General features: G+C 39.2%; 15 protein-coding genes. 5 read left to right on the top strand and 10 right to left on the bottom strand.

Going from position 1 to position 16,687, the window contains the following annotated elements; translation table 11 throughout:
* Positions 1-3 precede the first annotated feature (3 nt).
* From ACYZ0U_RS09605 to ACYZ0U_RS09595, 3 genes are all read right to left on the bottom strand, one after another.
* Positions 4-2,430 carry an ABC transporter permease gene (locus ACYZ0U_RS09605; protein WP_461451871.1) on the bottom strand — a complete coding sequence of 809 codons (2,427 nt, stop codon included), beginning with the start codon at positions 2,428-2,430 and terminating at the stop codon, positions 4-6.
* Between the two features lie 121 nt (positions 2,431-2,551).
* Positions 2,552-3,229 carry an ABC transporter ATP-binding protein gene (locus ACYZ0U_RS09600; RefSeq protein ID WP_461451870.1) on the bottom strand — a complete coding sequence of 226 codons (678 nt, stop codon included), beginning with the start codon at positions 3,227-3,229 and terminating at the stop codon, positions 2,552-2,554.
* Positions 3,230-3,283: 54 nt separating this feature from the next.
* Positions 3,284-4,537 carry an efflux RND transporter periplasmic adaptor subunit gene (locus tag ACYZ0U_RS09595; protein WP_461451869.1) on the bottom strand — a complete coding sequence of 418 codons (1,254 nt, stop codon included), beginning with the start codon at positions 4,535-4,537 and terminating at the stop codon, positions 3,284-3,286.
* Between the two features lie 336 nt (positions 4,538-4,873).
* Here ACYZ0U_RS09595 and ACYZ0U_RS09590 point away from each other — a divergent pair, with 336 nt between their 5' ends.
* Entirely contained in the window at positions 4,874-6,232 is a 1,359-nt protein-coding gene (locus ACYZ0U_RS09590) for a sigma-54-dependent transcriptional regulator (protein WP_461451868.1), read from the top strand.
* Positions 6,222-7,580 carry a sensor histidine kinase gene (locus tag ACYZ0U_RS09585; protein WP_461451867.1) on the top strand — a complete coding sequence of 453 codons (1,359 nt, stop codon included), beginning with the start codon at positions 6,222-6,224 and terminating at the stop codon, positions 7,578-7,580. Before ACYZ0U_RS09590 ends, ACYZ0U_RS09585 begins: the two co-directional genes overlap by 11 nt.
* 35 nt (positions 7,581-7,615) lie before the next feature.
* Here ACYZ0U_RS09585 and ACYZ0U_RS09580 read toward each other — a convergent pair whose 3' ends face one another.
* The 3 genes from ACYZ0U_RS09580 to ACYZ0U_RS09570 all read right to left on the bottom strand — a co-directional run bounded on the left by ACYZ0U_RS09580 (position 7,616) and on the right by ACYZ0U_RS09570 (position 9,318).
* Positions 7,616-8,359: an SDR family oxidoreductase gene (locus tag ACYZ0U_RS09580; protein WP_461451866.1), complete on the bottom strand. Its 744-nt coding sequence runs from the start codon at positions 8,357-8,359 to the stop codon at positions 7,616-7,618.
* 75 nt (positions 8,360-8,434) lie between these two features.
* Positions 8,435-9,037 carry a TetR/AcrR family transcriptional regulator gene (locus tag ACYZ0U_RS09575; RefSeq protein ID WP_461451865.1) on the bottom strand — a complete coding sequence of 201 codons (603 nt, stop codon included), beginning with the start codon at positions 9,035-9,037 and terminating at the stop codon, positions 8,435-8,437.
* A 101-nt stretch (positions 9,038-9,138) separates the two neighbouring features.
* The gene (locus ACYZ0U_RS09570) at positions 9,139-9,318 is read right to left on the bottom strand and encodes a hypothetical protein (protein WP_461451864.1); all 180 of its coding nucleotides are present in this window, start codon (positions 9,316-9,318) and stop codon (positions 9,139-9,141) included.
* A gap of 90 nt (positions 9,319-9,408) precedes the next feature.
* Here ACYZ0U_RS09570 and ACYZ0U_RS09565 point away from each other — a divergent pair, with 90 nt between their 5' ends.
* Positions 9,409-10,017, top strand: a complete 609-nt coding sequence (locus ACYZ0U_RS09565) for an alpha-ketoglutarate-dependent dioxygenase AlkB family protein (protein WP_461451863.1) — start codon at positions 9,409-9,411, stop codon at positions 10,015-10,017.
* 56 nt (positions 10,018-10,073) lie between these two features.
* Here ACYZ0U_RS09565 and ACYZ0U_RS09560 read toward each other — a convergent pair whose 3' ends face one another.
* Complete coding sequence (locus tag ACYZ0U_RS09560; RefSeq protein ID WP_461451862.1) at positions 10,074-10,937, bottom strand: OmpA/MotB family protein; 864 nt, start codon at positions 10,935-10,937, stop codon at positions 10,074-10,076.
* 163 nt (positions 10,938-11,100) lie between these two features.
* Here ACYZ0U_RS09560 and ppnP point away from each other — a divergent pair, with 163 nt between their 5' ends.
* Together ppnP and ACYZ0U_RS09550 are read left to right on the top strand one after the other, a co-directional pair.
* Positions 11,101-11,397 carry a pyrimidine/purine nucleoside phosphorylase gene (gene ppnP / locus ACYZ0U_RS09555; RefSeq protein WP_461451861.1) on the top strand — a complete coding sequence of 99 codons (297 nt, stop codon included), beginning with the start codon at positions 11,101-11,103 and terminating at the stop codon, positions 11,395-11,397.
* 212 nt (positions 11,398-11,609) lie between these two features.
* On the top strand, positions 11,610-12,788 hold the full coding sequence (locus ACYZ0U_RS09550; protein WP_461451860.1) for a YXWGXW repeat-containing protein: 1,179 nt from the start codon (positions 11,610-11,612) through the stop codon (positions 12,786-12,788).
* 56 nt (positions 12,789-12,844) lie between these two features.
* Here the strand turns inward: ACYZ0U_RS09550 and ACYZ0U_RS09545 are convergent, their stop codons facing one another.
* The 3 genes from ACYZ0U_RS09545 to ACYZ0U_RS09535 all read right to left on the bottom strand — a co-directional run bounded on the left by ACYZ0U_RS09545 (position 12,845) and on the right by ACYZ0U_RS09535 (position 16,679).
* On the bottom strand, positions 12,845-14,245 hold the full coding sequence (locus tag ACYZ0U_RS09545; protein ID WP_461451859.1) for a sugar MFS transporter: 1,401 nt from the start codon (positions 14,243-14,245) through the stop codon (positions 12,845-12,847).
* Positions 14,246-14,331: 86 nt separating this feature from the next.
* Entirely contained in the window at positions 14,332-15,243 is a 912-nt protein-coding gene (locus ACYZ0U_RS09540; protein ID WP_461451858.1) for a sterol desaturase family protein, read from the bottom strand.
* Complete coding sequence (locus tag ACYZ0U_RS09535) at positions 15,243-16,679, bottom strand: N-acetylneuraminate synthase family protein (protein WP_461451857.1); 1,437 nt, start codon at positions 16,677-16,679, stop codon at positions 15,243-15,245. The genes ACYZ0U_RS09540 and ACYZ0U_RS09535 overlap by 1 nt, the downstream gene beginning before the upstream one ends.
* Positions 16,680-16,687 lie beyond the last annotated feature (8 nt).

Here is a 16,687-nt window from a genome sequence, read left to right as displayed (position 1 = left end):
AACTTATTCGCTCCTCAAACTTTTAACAGGATTAATAACTGCTGCTTTAATAGCCTGAAAGCTAATGGTAATCATTGCCACCGATAAAGCAGCAATACCAGCGACACCTATTTCCAACCATTGTATGTTTACACGGTATGCAAAATCCTGCAGCCATTTCTGCATCAGGTACCATCCAATCGGCGATGCTATTAATATGGCAATGCATACCAGTTTTATAAAATCTTTGGAAAGCATTGCAGAGATATTTGCCACACTTGCACCAAGCACCTTACGTATGCCAATCTCTTTGGTGCGTTGCTCAGCAGCATAAGCAGCAAGGCCAAATAAACCTAAGCAAGCTATAACAATGGCTAATACCGTAAACACTATGCAGATTGTTCCTGTGCGCTGTTCAGATCGGTACATCGCATCAAAATCCTGATCCATAAATGTATATTGAAAATGTGTCGGGGTAAATCCTTTCCATTTATCTTCTATCTGCGAAAGCAATACCGGCATATTTGCCGTATTTATCTTGATGCTTAAATTGCTGTTGTCGTTATTAAGCTGCAACACAACAGGAGAAATATTATCATGCAATGAACTGAAATTAAAATCCTTTACCATACCAATAATGGTATAAGGCTTATAAGTTGGATTAGGGCCACCCGATGACCGGTAAACCACCTTGTTCACAGGATCGCTGAATCCAAGGAACTTGGCGGCGGTTTCATTGATAACAATGGCGTTGGAATCTGATGGCATTTGGGCCGAGAAATTGCGACCTGATTTTATTTTCATGGCCAATGTGCCGATGTAATCCTCATCAATACTCCATACCTGTGGGAATAGTGATTTCTTAGGATCGGCAATCGCTTCTTTATAAAATATACCTGTGCCCCTGTTTGATGTGGTTGGTAAATAACCACTTAGTGTAGCATTGGAAACACCCGGCAGTTGTTTAATTTCCTGTTTAAATGTTTTGGCATGATCTCCCAGTTCAAATGCATGTTGAATGATCAGTACCTGGTTGCGATTATACCCCAAATCCCGGTTTTGAATATATTGAAGTTGGTTATTGATTACCAATGTACCGATGATCAGAAATATGGAAATAGAAAACTGAAACACAACCAAAAAGCTGCGTAATGACCCGCCTTTGAATCCTGTTGCTATTTTGCCTTTCAATACCTGGATTGGATTAAAGGCAGATAAAAAGAATGCAGGATATAATCCGGCTAAAAATCCGATCAATAAAACAGCTATTAATGCTGAAGGTAAGAGCCATATTAAAGTATGTGCATTCACCAATATATTTTTATCTGCCAGATTGTTGAATTGAGGAAGTACTAATATTGATAACACCAACGCGATCATAACAGCGATAAGTGTTACTATCATTGATTCTGCTATAAACTGAAACACCAGGTGCTTGCGTGCAGAGCCCAGCACTTTACGTACACCTACTTCCTTTGCCCTGTTTGCTGAGCGGGCGGTTGAAAGGTTCATGAAGTTTACGCAGGCTATCAGTAGTATAAATATCGCGATAGCTGAAAAAATGTAGACGTATTGTACTGAACCATTAACTCCAAGCTCTCCCGTTAAATTAGAGTGCAGGTGAATATCGGTTAACGGTATCATATTCAACCTGAAAAAGCTACCATTCTTTTCAAATGTATCATAACTCATATTTAGTTCCTGTTGCATTTGTCTGCCACTGTATTTCCTTAAAAACTGTGGAAATTGCGCTTCCAGCCTTTTATAATCAGCATCTTTACGCACCAGCACGTAAGTGCTATAATCGCTTCGTAACCATTCAGCAGAACGGCTATCCGGATTAGATGCCATCGATACCAAAAAATCAGCATGAAAATGTGATTGTTCAGGAATGTTTTTAATTACCGCGGTAACTTTAATCGGATTCTTTAAATTACCATCAATTATCAAATTTTCACCCACAACATTTAACCTGCCAAAATATTTTTTGGCCATATCTTCACTTATAACCACTGTATTTGGTTCAGTAAGTGCGGTTTTCTTATCACCATAAATTACAGGCAATGTAAATACTTCAAACACCGATGGATCAGCAAATAAAGCTCTGTTTTCTAAGATACTTTCAGTGCCTTTGGTTACGTGCATGCCACCTATATTCTTTAACCGGACTGTATTCTCCACATCAGGAAAATCAGCCTTCAGCGTTTGCGCAAGCGGAGCCATGCAAACCGCATACTGAACCTTGTTATCGCCTAACTTTAGATTTTCGTTTACGCGATAAATTCTATTGGCGTTAACGTTATACTTATCATAACTCAACTCATCAACTACATAAAAAACTATTAATAAGCAGGTTGCAAGTCCTAAAGCAAGGCCAAGTACATTAATTGCCGTAAAGCCCTTATTTTTTTGAAGGGAACGAAATGCTGTTTTGATGTAGAGGCGTATCATGATGTAAGGTATTTGGATAGGTAAATTTTTGGCAGTTTTTTCTCCACTTTGCCCCTCCATTTACAGAGGGGCGCCGGAGACATTTTAATTAACTATATAAACTAAAAAACTATTGTTCTTTTTATATCATGATGTTTTCCATCACGGTTTGTCCATCCAGCAGGCGGATGATACGATGGCTGTAACGGGCATCATGCTCGGAGTGAGTAACCATTACGATGGTTGTGCCCTGCTCGTTCAAATCGGTTAGCAATTCCATTACATCATTACCGTTGCTGCTATCCAGGTTACCGGTAGGCTCATCCGCAAGGATCAGTTTTGGTTTATTTACCACTGCGCGGGCAATAGCCACACGCTGTTGCTGTCCACCTGATAATTGTTGCGGATAGTGATTGCGACGATGCATGATCTGCATTTTTTGAAGCACCTCTTCTACCCTTTTTACACGTTCAGCCGTCGGCACACCTGTGTATATTAATGGCAGCTCTACATTTTCAAATACCGTAAGCTCGTCTATCAGGTTAAAGCTTTGAAAAACGAAGCCAATATTGTGCTTACGCAGATCAGCACGCTTACGCTCGGTAAAATGCGCTACTTCAATATCGTTAAAAATATAGCTTCCTTCATCCGGGTCATCCAGCATACCCAGAATGTTCAACAGGCTTGATTTTCCACAACCTGATGGCCCCATAATGGCTACAAATTCGCCAGTATCCACGTGCATGGATAATTTGTTTAGCGCGATGGTTTCTACCTCTTCAGTGCGATAAAATTTTTTGAGATTGGTGATCTTTATCATTTCTGTATGCTTTAATGTTTGGTTCCCATGAGGGATATATTTTTGTTGTTTGTTTTATTTACTTAATACTAATTCCTGCATATCGCCATAAGTGTCGTAGCTTGATGTTACCACCTTATCGCCTGGTTGCAAGCCGCCAGTTACTTCATAATAATCAGGATTCTGCCTGTTTAACTGTATGTCAACCTTATAAGCGGTTTTGCCGTCGGCACTCAATTTAAATATCCAGTTACCACCGGTTGTTTGATAGAAACCACCTTTAGGTACCAATACTGCCTGTGTTTCGTCGCTCAATGCCAACCTGATCTGTAAAGTTTGGCCTCTTCTGATACCTTGTGGGGCAGCGCCTATAAATTCCATATCAACCTGGAACTGTCCGTTAGTAACTTGTGTAAACACCTTTTTAATTTTCAGTTTGTAAGTTTTATCAGCAAATGAGAAATCACCCATTAAACCGTTGTATACCCGTGATATATAATGCTCATCGATATTTACCCTAACCTTATATCCTGATAGGACGTCAATTTCTCCTAAACGTTCCCCTTTATTTATATTCTGTCCCACTTCAGCATCCATTGATGTAAGCTGGCCATCAACTGGCGCCTTTACAATCAGGTCACCAACTTTTTGCTTCATCAACTCAAGCGAGTTTTGCATGTTTTTTAAATTATCCTGCGACTGTTGTGCCTGCAGTTTAACATTTACAGAGTCACGCTTTAAGATCTGGTTGTTTAAATCTCTTTTATTTTTCGCATAATCATACGCGTTAACCGCAACCTGGTATTCCTGTAAACCAATGGCCTTTTGTGCGTATAATTTCTGATCAAGCTTATATACACGTTCAGCTTCTCGGTAGCTATTGTTAACATCGGCCATACCTTGCAGGTAGCCAATGGTGTTTTGTTGCGCCTGATTTTTAGAGATCTGCATTTGCGTTAACACGTTATATACTGCAGTTTGCTGGTTAGCTAATTGCAATTCAAGGTCAAGGTCGGCAAGTTTCATAATAGGCTGACCAGCCTTCATATCAGTACCATCCTCAACAAATAATTTCTCAACACGGCCACCTTCAACAGCATCTAAATAAATGGTTGTGATTGGAAGTACAACACCATTCACCGGTATAAATTCCTGGAAAGGCCCTTTTGTAACCTCGCTTATAGTTAAGCGTTCAGGGTCGACTGTTAATTTACTTTTACCCGATCCGTAAACAATACATAAAGTAATAATCACAATAAGCGCGGTAATACCTGCTATAAGCAAAATGCGCTTAGTGTTCCACTTCTTTTTTTCTATAATTCTATCCACTGTAATAATATATTTTTAATATACCTAATACAATCACATGCCACAAATTAAAATACTGTTTTACAGTACATTATAAGCAAATATCTAAAATTAAGCGTACGCTATTGTTACAGCAAGTGTTCGGTAATGATACAGTGTAAATTAAGTAAAATATGTAAAATTACTGTTTTACAGGTGCTTGGGTTTTACGCAGGGTTTTTGCTGATCTGGCATACAGTAGAAGGTACTGTATTTAGTTGATACTTAAAGATACTCAATAATTTGCAATTAAACAAATGAAAAGCTAATTTGACCATATTCGATACAACCTAATATCCGCGAAGCAAACAAATAAAAATGATACTGAAAAAAGCTACCATACTTATTGTTGATGATGACACCGATGTGCTAACCGCAGTTAAGCTTTTGCTTAAAACCGAAGTACATGAAATTATTACCGAAAAAAATCCCGAGAACTTAAACTCATTGTTACAGCGAAACCAGGTTGACCTGGTTTTGCTGGATATGAACTTTAACAGCGCCATTAACACCGGTAACGAGGGTTTGTACTGGCTTAAAAAAGTAAAAGATTGGAAACCAAATGTTTGCGTGATCATGATTACGGCTTATGGGGATATTGACCTGGCCGTACGATCATTAAAAGAAGGCGCGAACGATTTTGTGGTGAAGCCCTGGCACAATGAGAAGTTAATCGAAACCATAAAAGATCTGCTTGATAAAAAAGAAAGTATAAAAACGCCAAAGGCTACCGGGAAAAGCATTACAGGAGAGACATCTATTTTAGGGGAATCGGAAGTAATGCAGGATATATTCTACAAAGTAAATAAGATAGCCCCTACAGATGCCAATATTTTACTGTTGGGTGAAAATGGTACAGGTAAAGATTTAATGGCAAAAGCTATTCATGAACGATCATTAAGGGCAGATAAACCATTTATCAAAGTTGATGTTGGCGCATTAACCGATACGTTGTTTGAAAGTGAATTATTCGGCCATAAAAAAGGAGCCTTTACTGATGCGCGTGAAGACAGGACTGGCCGATTTGAAGATGCACAGGGCGGAACATTGTTTTTGGATGAGATTGGTAATATTAGCCTGCAACAACAAGCAAAATTATTAACTGTACTACAAAACAGGCAGGTTACGCGTTTAGGAACAAATAAAGCGGTTGATATTGATATCAGACTGATCTGTGCCACCAACTTACCACTTAGTGAGCTGGCTAATGAAACACGTTTCCGTAAGGATTTAATCTACCGGATAAATACAGTGGAAGTTAACATGCCACCTCTTCGCCGCCGAAGTGAAGACATTGTAATATTGGCAAAACACTTTGCAAAACTTTATGCCACAAAGTATTTAAAACCAGCAATGGAGTTTGAACCGGCTGCACTGCAAAAGTTAAGGATGTATAACTATCCCGGTAATGTGCGCGAGTTGCAATATACTATTGAACGTGCTGTAATTATGGCTGATGAACATATTGTTCGTGCTGATGATTTAATATTTTCAATACTGGAAACACCAACCGATACATTATCAATAGATATCGATAATGTACCACTAAGTACCATGGAAAAAAATGCTATTTTAAAGGTGATTGAAAAACATAACGGCAATATTACCCGTGCTGCTAAAGAACTTGGATTAACGCGTACCGCATTATATCGCAGATTGAGCAAATATGATATTTAAACGTTACGAGTGGCGATTGCTTCTACGGATATTAATTTTATTCGCAACACTTTCTGCTACATCTTACATTTTTATTAAAGGTTCGGACTGGTATGTTTACCTGGCAATAACTTTGCCTGTGCTTGTTTACATCGTAGTAGAACTCATGCGCTTTCATACAAAAGCTCAAAACGAGGTAGAACAATTTGCGGAGTCTATCCAATACCGGGATTTTTCAAGGCACTTTGACGTAAGCAAAGCCCCATCGGAACTTAAACCTTTGCGCAAAGGCTTTAACGAAATAAACAACACATTTAAATCAATAAGCAGGGAGCGGGAAACGCAATATCAATATTTAGAAAAAGTTTTGGAACTGGTTGATACCGGGATATTGTCATATGAAGTAGAAACCGGGGATTCAGGTTGGGTAAACGAATCGTTTAAAAAACTTATCGGCATACCTTATTTAAAAAGTATTAATTCGCTGGAAAAACGCGAAGAGGTTTTATACCGTGATATTATAAATCTTAAACCCGGTGAAAATAAAATTGTTACCATAACCCGCGATCAGCAATTGGTTAAGATTTTGGTTTCAGCAAGCGTTTTCAGGAGCGACGGCAAAGTGTCAAAATTGGTTGCGTTCCAAAACGTAAGCGAGGCTTTAGATGAAACCGAATCTAAAGCCTGGCAAAAGCTATTAAATGTGATGACGCACGAGATCATGAATTCAGTTGCTCCTATCTCATCCCTGGCTGACACCTTGAAAAACAGGCTGCAAAGTCCTGAAATAGCAAATAGTTTAGCTGGTAGCGAACTTGAGGACCTGGAACTAGGTATAGATACTATAAAACGCCGCAGTGAAGGATTATTGAAGTTTACAGAAAGTTATCGGAGCCTGAATAAGATCACCAAACTCGATATTACCAAAATATTGGTACGCAACCTGTTTGAAAACCTGAATAGTTTAATGAGCCCTACACTCGAAAAGAAAAATATCGAACTGGAAATTATTCTGCGTGACCCTACTCTTGCCATCGAAGCTGATATTAACCTGATTGAACAAGTATTGATAAATCTGGTAGTTAATGCTATTGAGGCTGTGAAAGATCGTGAGGACCCAAGAATTACGCTATCTGCAGAACTGCAAAACAATAAAACGCTGGTTAAGGTAAGTGACAATGGCTTAGGCATGCCGCCAGAATTGCTGGATAAAATATTTATACCGTTCTTCAGCACCCGAAAGACAGGCAGTGGTATTGGCTTAAGTTTGTGTAAGCAGATTATGCTATTACACAAAGGCAACATACAGGTGCAAAGTACCGAGGGTGTGGGCTCATCATTTGTAATGCAATTTGGTTTGCAAAATTAAAAAGCGGTGATAAATCACCGCTTTTTAATGTATTATTACCTCCTTGAATTTAGCATCAGGAATGCTTCTTCTGGTGATTTTAAGAATGAATCCCAAAATTGTGCTGTAAAACCTACACGGATCTCGTATTGATCATTCTCAACGGCGCGTACAAATTCTTCAGCTACCTGTGCCGGTGGGATGCCATTGCTGCCACCAATTTCTGCTGAAAATTCAGTATCGACTAAGGGCGGCATTAATTCAAACACTTTAACATTAGGGTTTACATCTTTCAAGCTAAACCTTAACGCTTGTGTGTAAGCCCGTAAGGCAAATTTACTTGCGGAATAAGTTGGCAAGTCATAAGACGGTGCAATCGCTAAAACAGATGTTACGTTTATAATAGCTGCCTCTTTTTTTGTTTTAAGTGTCGGCAATAATTTGTCGATCAATCTAACAGGTGCGAAATAGTTAGTGGCAAATTCAGCTACCGAGTTATCATACGCAGGGGCATTTGCTAAGTTATAAACTGAGGCTTGTCCTGCGTTGTTAATGATCACATCTAAGGTTGGATGCTTTTCGGCTAAGTAGTTAACCAGTTTATTTACATCCGCTTCTTTAGTAACATCGGCCACAAAATAACTTACGTTGTTTAGCTTGGCAACAGCGTCCTTTAATTTGGCTTCGGTTCTGCCGGTGATAATTATTTGATTATCTTTTTCGCTCAATAATTTCGCGATAGCGAAACCAATACCGGATCCTCCGCCGGTTATGAGTATTGTTTTTTGTGTGATATTCATCGCTTTGTGTTGTTATTTAATAACACAATATTAAAAAATAAAATATACCGATTGGTATATTTTATGTCAAATTTTTTATGCTTTCATTTCAGTGATCATTCCTTCTATGGTAACCATGATCTTATCTAAACAAGCCTGGCTATTGGTTACTTTACTTATCATAATCCCTCCCTCAACCAATGCAATTATAGATAGCGCTATTCGTGATTGATCCAACCCTTCCTTAAATTCCCCGGCATCAACTCCGGCCTGTATCAGGTCCTGCACATTTTTACGCCAACGTTTAATGGCATTTGCAGCGCGTTCTTTTAACAAGCTATTGGTGTCATCAGCCTCAACAGCGGTGTTCAATATCGGGCATCCGCCAACAGGAAAACTACTTCTTGTAAACTGATCATACACTTGGGCATAAACCATCAGTTTATCATGATAGCTTTTAGCTGCTTGTATACGCTGCTGAATTAAACTACTAACTTTACCGCTGTTATGGTCAAATACAGCTAAAGCAACTTCTTCCTTGTTACCAAAATTTCCATAAACAGCACCTTTTGTGAGACCTGTAGCATCGGTAATGTCCGACATGGAGGTGCCTGCATATCCTTTAGTATTAAAAATGCCGGCTGTTGTTTCAATAATATACTGGCGTGTGCGGTCGGCTTTTGACAGTTTATTTTCCATATGATACAAATATACCACTTGGTATTATCTTAACAAATTAAAATATTGCGTATTAGAAAAGGTTTTTAAATTAAAATGCCCCAATTAAGGGGCATAGTTTATTATGATTTTTTATGCTCCGGTTTATGCGCGCTGTTTTTATTTGATGTAACATCAGAGCGTTGTCCACCCGAATTACTGATGCCGTGCTCTTTCAATCTTTCATTTTGATCGGTAAAGGCGCGGTCAGATGTTGGTTTACCCTGGCCGTTGTTGTTGTTTTTAAAATCCTGTGCTTTCATAATTGATACATTTAATTTATATATTTTAATATGGGTGCAACAATTGTACCGCAATGGATTTAGTGGCATCTGCTTTGATAATTATTTACTATGAAACAATTGAACTTTTTTGGAGATGAAAAACAAGTGGTTAATGTTCCGAAAGAATTGGTAGATTATGTTCCCAGCATATTTAGCGAAGAGGAAAGTAATTTCTACCTGCAAAAATTTATCAATGAAATGCCATGGCAGCAAAAATCAGTTTTAATGTATGGTAAGGAAGTTATCACTCCTCGCCTAACCGTTTGGTATGGTGACCCGGATGCTGACTATTCAATATTTGGCACAGGATCAAAGCCATTATACTGGACTGACGAGTTATTGACTATCAAAGCTAAAATTGAACCTTTGGCTGGCGTTAAATTTGATAGTGTGCTACTTAACTATTATCGTGATGGTAACGATTCCGTTAGCTGGCATAGTGATAATGACGGTATCCCGGGCAGAAACCGAATTGTGGGTTCTGTAAGTTTTGGGCAAGAGCGTAATTTTGACATCAGGAAAAAAGATGATCATAATATAAAATATTCTGTTATGCTTGAAAATGGATCATATTTATTGATGAAGGAGGGTTTCCAGGAAAACTGGCAGCATCGTATAGCTAAATCAAACAAACCTATGAAACCGAGGGTTAATTTAACTTTCAGGTTGATGAAGTAATGCACAAAAAAGCCCTTAGCAAAATACTAAGGGCTTTAAATTATAAAGCTCAAAGATTATTGAGCCGGAGTATTGGGGTCTTTACCGATCAACTGCATAAACTGATCAAGCTTAGGGGTGATGATAATTTGTGTACGCCTGTTTTGAGCTTTACCATCCGGGGTACTGTTATCAGCAATCGGGTTATATTGGCCCCGGCCACCCGCTGTTAATCGTTTAGGATCAACACCGTAAGTATTTTGTAATGCCTGTACAACTGATGACGCACGCAAAGCACTCAAATCCCAATTGTTACGAATGTTGGTTTGTGAGATAGGTACATTATCTGTATTACCCTCAATCAGTACATCATAGGTAGAATAATCATTGATGATCTTAGCTATTTTACTTAGAGTTGTTCCAGCTTGGGAGGAGATCTCATAGCTACCTGATTTGTAAAGCATGTTATCAGCAAGCGATATATAAACTACCCCTTTTAGCACTTTAATATCAACATCCTTTGTTTCATCCGGCGATAATGAGCGGGTTAAATTATTGGTAAGAACCATATTTAAAGAGTCGCTCTTGTTTTTCAACTCAACCAAATGCTGGATATATTTGCTCGATGCACTGATCTGATCAGCTAACTTGGCGATGTTTACGTTACCCTGGTTATTGCCGGCTAAACATTGGTTAAGCGAGTTTTGTAAAGCAGCCTCATTTGCTTTTTCAGCTTGAATTTGTTCTTCTAAACTTTGTACACGGGTTCTTGACCCGGATAACTCTTGTTGCGTGACCTGATAACTTTGTAATAAATTTCTATTGGTATCCTGTAGTCGGTTGTAATTGGTTTGCAGCTCAGCATATTTTTTATTGCTGACACAGCTTTGGGTTAACGCCGCTACCATTAATAGCAACGGTAATATGAACTTGATTTTCATAATTTTGAGTTATTTAACACCTGACCGTAAACCATTTACGATCAACACAGCTACAACAAAACAAAAAGCGTAAAGTTTATAATATTTATTTTATGCCTTATTATTCAAACAAAAACCATAACAAGCCCTGAAATAATATATTTGAGAAAAATTAATTTAAACCATGAGCAATTTAACCAATGTGGTAGCCCACAATACTTACTTTGAAGGCAAAGTGCAAAGCCTTGGCCTTGATACCGATAAAGGACATGCGACCGTAGGCGTAATGAAAAAAGGCACTTATCAGTTCTCTACTTCTACCGTTGAAACTATCATTCTAGTATCCGGAACAATGGATATTAAACTACCGGAAGGCCAATGGACAAAATATGCAGAGCTGGAAAAATTTGAAGTTCCGGCAAATTCAAAATTTGATATTTTGTGCGATACAGATGTGGCTTATATTTGCTACTACGCTTAAATTTTAATCAATATTATTTACTTACTGCCCTGTTATTAAACAGGGCTTTTTTTATTATAAGGCCATTTATTATTTTACAATTAAACTTTTTTAAATATATATAGTCACAATTGTGTGACAAGCATAGCAGTCTGTAATATATTATTCATATAAAAACAAATAAATAAAGGCTGTGTTGATTGTCAATATTTATAAAATTGTAAACATCTATTATGAAAAACCTATTTAAAAAATTTGCACTTATAGCCGGGCTAATAGTTGCAACAACACAAGTACAAGCCCAAATAAGTGTGGGTGTAGGAATTAATATTTCAGCGCATATTGCTCCACCGGCATTACCAGTATACACGCAACCGGTTTGCCCGGGTGATGGCTTTTTATGGACACCGGGTTATTGGGCATACGCCGATCCGGATGGATACTACTGGGTACCGGGTGTTTGGGTTAGGCCGCCACATATCGGTGTTTTATGGACACCAGCTTACTGGGGTTTTGAAGGTGGTGTTTATGGGTTCCATGCAGGTTATTGGGGGCCGCACGTTGGTTTTTACGGCGGTATAAACTATGGCTTTGGCTACGGAGGTGTTGGTTTTGGTGGTGGTGCATGGGCTGGCGGCAGCTTTAGGTATAACACTGCTGTAAACAATGTAAACACAACTATTATACATAATACCTATGTTGATAAAACCGTAATTAACAATAATACCACTATTAACCATACTAGCTTTAATGGGCCGGGTGGCGTACAGGCAAGACCTAATGCTACCGAGCAGTCAGCTATGAATGAGCACCACTTTCAGCCTACTGCTAACCAAATGAGCCACCAAACAAGCGCAAGCCAGGATCATAACCAGTTTGCCAATGTTAACCATGGCGCACCAGGCACTACTGCTATGAATAAAGTAAATGGCCGTGCCTTTAATCAACAAGGCCGTATTGCTAATGGTATTTCATCAGGTAAGCTTACAAGTGGTGAAACTAAAAACCTGGAAAACCGTGAATCAAACATCAATAAGGAAGCAAGTGCTGATCGTGCTGCTAATGACGGACATTTAACCGGACAGGAGCATAATCAGATTAATAACCAACAAAATAGGGTTAGCAATTCCATCTACAACGATAAGCATAACGCAAACAATGCGCATTATGGCAATAATCAAGTTGGACAAAGACGAGCTAATCAACAACAAAGAATAGCAAACGGCGTTCGTGATGGCCAAATGAATGCAGGACAGGCAGCAAGAGATGAAAACCGCCAGCAAAACATTAGTCGTGATGCCAATGCTGACCGCCAGGCAAATGGTGGCAGATTAAACGGGCAACAACGCCAGCAGATCAATCGCCAGCAAAATGGCGCAAGCCGGCAAATTGCACGTCAGCGCCACAGGTAATAACTAATTCCGATTTCATAAAAAAAGCACAGGTTTAATACCTGTGCTTTTTGTTTTTAGTGGCCTGATACTTTTTTATGTTCGAGTAAGGAATGGTCTATATTTTTCCAGCAATAGTAGCCGAAATAAGCAATATATACATAGCATATCAATGGTACGAACATCGCGTTCTGAATACCGATGGCATCCGCAAATGCACCTTGTATTACCGGGATAACCGCACCGCCCAATATCGCCATAACTAATAATGATGATCCCTGGCTGGTGTATTTACCTAAACCCGCGATTGACAGGGTGTAGATGTTGGAATACATAATAGAGTTAAAGATCCCGATGCCGATCAGCGCCCACATGGCAAAATGCGCGGTAAGGAACACTGCTGAGGCCAATAGTACGATATTGATGATGGCAAATATGAATAAGGTACGCGCTGCTGCCGATCTGCCTAAAACAAACCCGACAAGATTAAGTAGCATAAAGCCGAGATAAGGATAGATATCAGCAAAGGTTAAGTTCACGATGCTTAGTATCAATGCAAATACAATGATAGATGTACCGGTCATGTAAATGAGCTTTTTCACAGGGGATATGCCCTGGCTTAAAGATATGGCACCAATAAATCTACCGATCATTGCGCCGCCCCAATAAACCGCCAGAAAGTTCTTACTAACGGCCTCAGACAAGCCTGCAATGTTGCTTTGCTTTAAAAAGATAATAATAAAACTGCCGATAGCAACCTCGCCACCTACGTAAAAGAAGATACCGAATATACCGCGCTTCAGCTGCGGAAATTTTAATGCACCTAAGCCTTTTTCAGTTATCTCATCTGTAGTAAAAACAGGAAGCTTAACCAGGTAAATGATCACCCCAAGCAATAAAAACAATGCTGCAAATATCAGGTACGGGATCTTTGTTGAATTGGCTGAGATATGACCTTTATCTGCAAAAAACTCCAGGATCATGTAACCACCCAACACAGGCGCAATAGTTGTACCGAAGGAGTTAAAACCTTGTGTGAGGTTTAAACGGCTCGAAGCTGTTTCTTCGGACCCTAATAAGGAAACGTAGGCGTTAGCAGCTATCTGTAATAAAGTAAAACCCAAGCCCAGGGTAAATAAAGCAATCAGGAAAATACCATATACTGATAACGTTGCTGCCGGATAAAACAATCCGCAACCAAAAGCCGAGACTAGCAAACCTAGTAGTATGCCGTTTTTATAGCCGATCTTATTGATCGGATCGCCTTTAAAATGGGATATAATAAAATATATCAATGAACCGATAAAATAAGCTCCGAAAAAGCAAAACTGTACCAGCATTGACTGGGTATATGTCAATTTAAAAAGAGACCTAAGATGCGGTATCAATATGTCATTCATACTGGTAATGAAACCCCACATAAAAAATAACGAAGTAAGCGTAATAAGGGGGATGGTGTAATTCTTCTTGTTTGCCATTATTGCGGTATAACCATGAGACTATGATTGGGCGCTAATGTAGTATATATTAAAAATAACGGCAATGAAGCTTTTGAAAATAATTATTAAACACTATCATTAGATAGTTTCTTTAAAGATGTCGCTCTTCTAAATGAAATCTTCTTTAACTTGTTAAAAACATTCGGCCTAAGATTATAATACCGGGAAAACCATCTATATCTCAACAAACTTTCTTCCTCAAAACGCTTTACAGAAAAAGCATGCTGAAGAAAATAATCTTTAGGATAATCATATGGCAGTCCCCAGTTTTCCGGTTCATTGCCGGGGGCGAAACCAGGGTCATACGCTGTACCGAACAAATGATCCCATACAGAAAACTTGGTTGAGAAATTTGCGTGAAAAACTTCCTTGTAATTGGCATGGTGCCATAAATGCAATTCCGGAGAGTTAAAAAAATACTTCCATTTACCCATTTTAACATTCACGTTTGCATGGATAAACATACCGAACATCGCATCCAGTAAAGCTTTAATTGGAATAACCTCGGGATTTGCTCCCAGGATAATAATGGGCGCGAACTCAATAGTTTGATTAATAATGATCTCTAAAATATGCGAGCGCGAGCCGGATAAAAAGTCAATTTCCTTTCCTGAGTGATGCGCTTCGTGCGTGCGCCAAAAAAACTTGCTGGAGTGCTGAAACCTGTGAAAAAGATAGATATAAAGATCGTGTGTAACTAAAAAAAATAATACCTGGATTGTAACAGGCCAATGGGCCACAAACTGAACATGCATCCAGCCCAGATCTTTTTGAACCGGCGAGATGATATAGTCGAAGATCAGGATCTTTAAAAAATAGCTTTGTATAATAGTATACCAAACCAAATCAACCCAAAAACCTTCTCTAAAAAACGCTAAACCTTTTCGATACGGCGAAACACGTTCCCACCCTATGATAAAAGCGGTCCAGCAAATAAGTATAATGGTAGTTACAAAAACAACTTTATCCTGATGCATTAATTTGTTAATGGTTTTTCCCTGTATTCATCACTTATGTTCACCCTCAGCCTTTTCATTGGCCCTAATTCCGATTCATAAACCACTTTTACACCGTCACCGGCAGCAGTTTCCACATCCCTTATATCCCGCACCAATCGTTGAAAACCCTGCGGCTCAACAGACGCGGCGTGGTCTGACCCCCACATGGCGCGGTCAAGTGTAAAATGTCTTTCAACAAAGGTAGCACCCATAGTTACGGCAGCCACCGTTGTAGCTAAACCTGTTTCGTGGCCCGAGTATCCGATCGGTATGCCCGGGAATTTATTTTCAAGGGTTTGGATCATCCTTAAATTCAGTTCTTCAGGCTTACAAGGATATGCAGATGTTGAATGCGCAACGAATAATGGATATTCCGGACTAAAAGCATTGATGAATGCTAGGGCATTCTCGATCTCTTTCATGGTCGACATGCCTGTAGATAACATTAATGGCCTGCCGGTATCTAATATACGCTCAATTAATTCAAAATCAGTTAACGAGGCTGATGCCAGCTTATACATCACGGTATCAAATTGTTCCATAAAATCAACAGATGGTGCATCCCAGGCCGACACAAACCAATCGATACCTACTTTTTTACAGTATTGATCAATGGTGGCGTATTCAGCTAAGCCAAATTCGGTTTTGCGCTTGTAATCAATATAGGTCATTTTACCCCATGGCGTATCACGCATTATTCCCCACTGATCCTTTGGAACACATATTTCTGGTGTGCGTTTCTGGAACTTTACGGCATCGGCCTTAGCAAATACAGCCTCATCTATCAGTTTTTTCGTTATTTCCAGCGAACCGTTATGGTTGATACCGATCTCAGCAATTATATAACATGGCTCTCCCTTGCCTATTTTGCGCCCGTTACTCAAGGTTATTATACCGTTTGGAGCAGCAATATATTCTTCACTTTTTAATGCGATGATTAATTCCGCAAATTCACGAAAACACGCTTCGCCGCCTTTATTATCACAAACGTAATCAACTTGTGCTTTTATTGCAGGCAGGGCATTTGCCGGGCTTGCAGTTAAGCCTACCAGCTTCATTATTTCAAGGTCATTGTAATCATCGCCGATGTAAGCTATCTCGGCGCCGGTTAATTGTAGCCGGTTTAGCATTTCCTTTAATACGGCAGGTTTATCTTTGGCTGATAGATGCAACTCCGTGATCTGCAATTTTTGCGCTCGTTTTGCTACGGATGGTGAAGACTCGCCGGTTATGATTGCGGTTTCCACTCCGGTTATTTTGCGCAAACGCTCTACGCCCATCCCATCCTGGATATTGAATCTTTTCAGATGTTCGCCATTTTCACCGTAGTAAACGCCGCCATCGGTTAAAACGCCGTCGCAATCGGTGATCATTAGCTTAATTTTTTGTGCTTTTTGTTGTAAAATATTCTCCATAATATTTT

This window comes from Mucilaginibacter sp. (assembly GCF_965225845.1).
Classification (GTDB): domain Bacteria; phylum Bacteroidota; class Bacteroidia; order Sphingobacteriales; family Sphingobacteriaceae; genus Mucilaginibacter.
The sequence above is the reverse complement of the archived record's forward strand: the minus strand, read 5'-3'. Positions and strand labels throughout refer to the sequence as shown.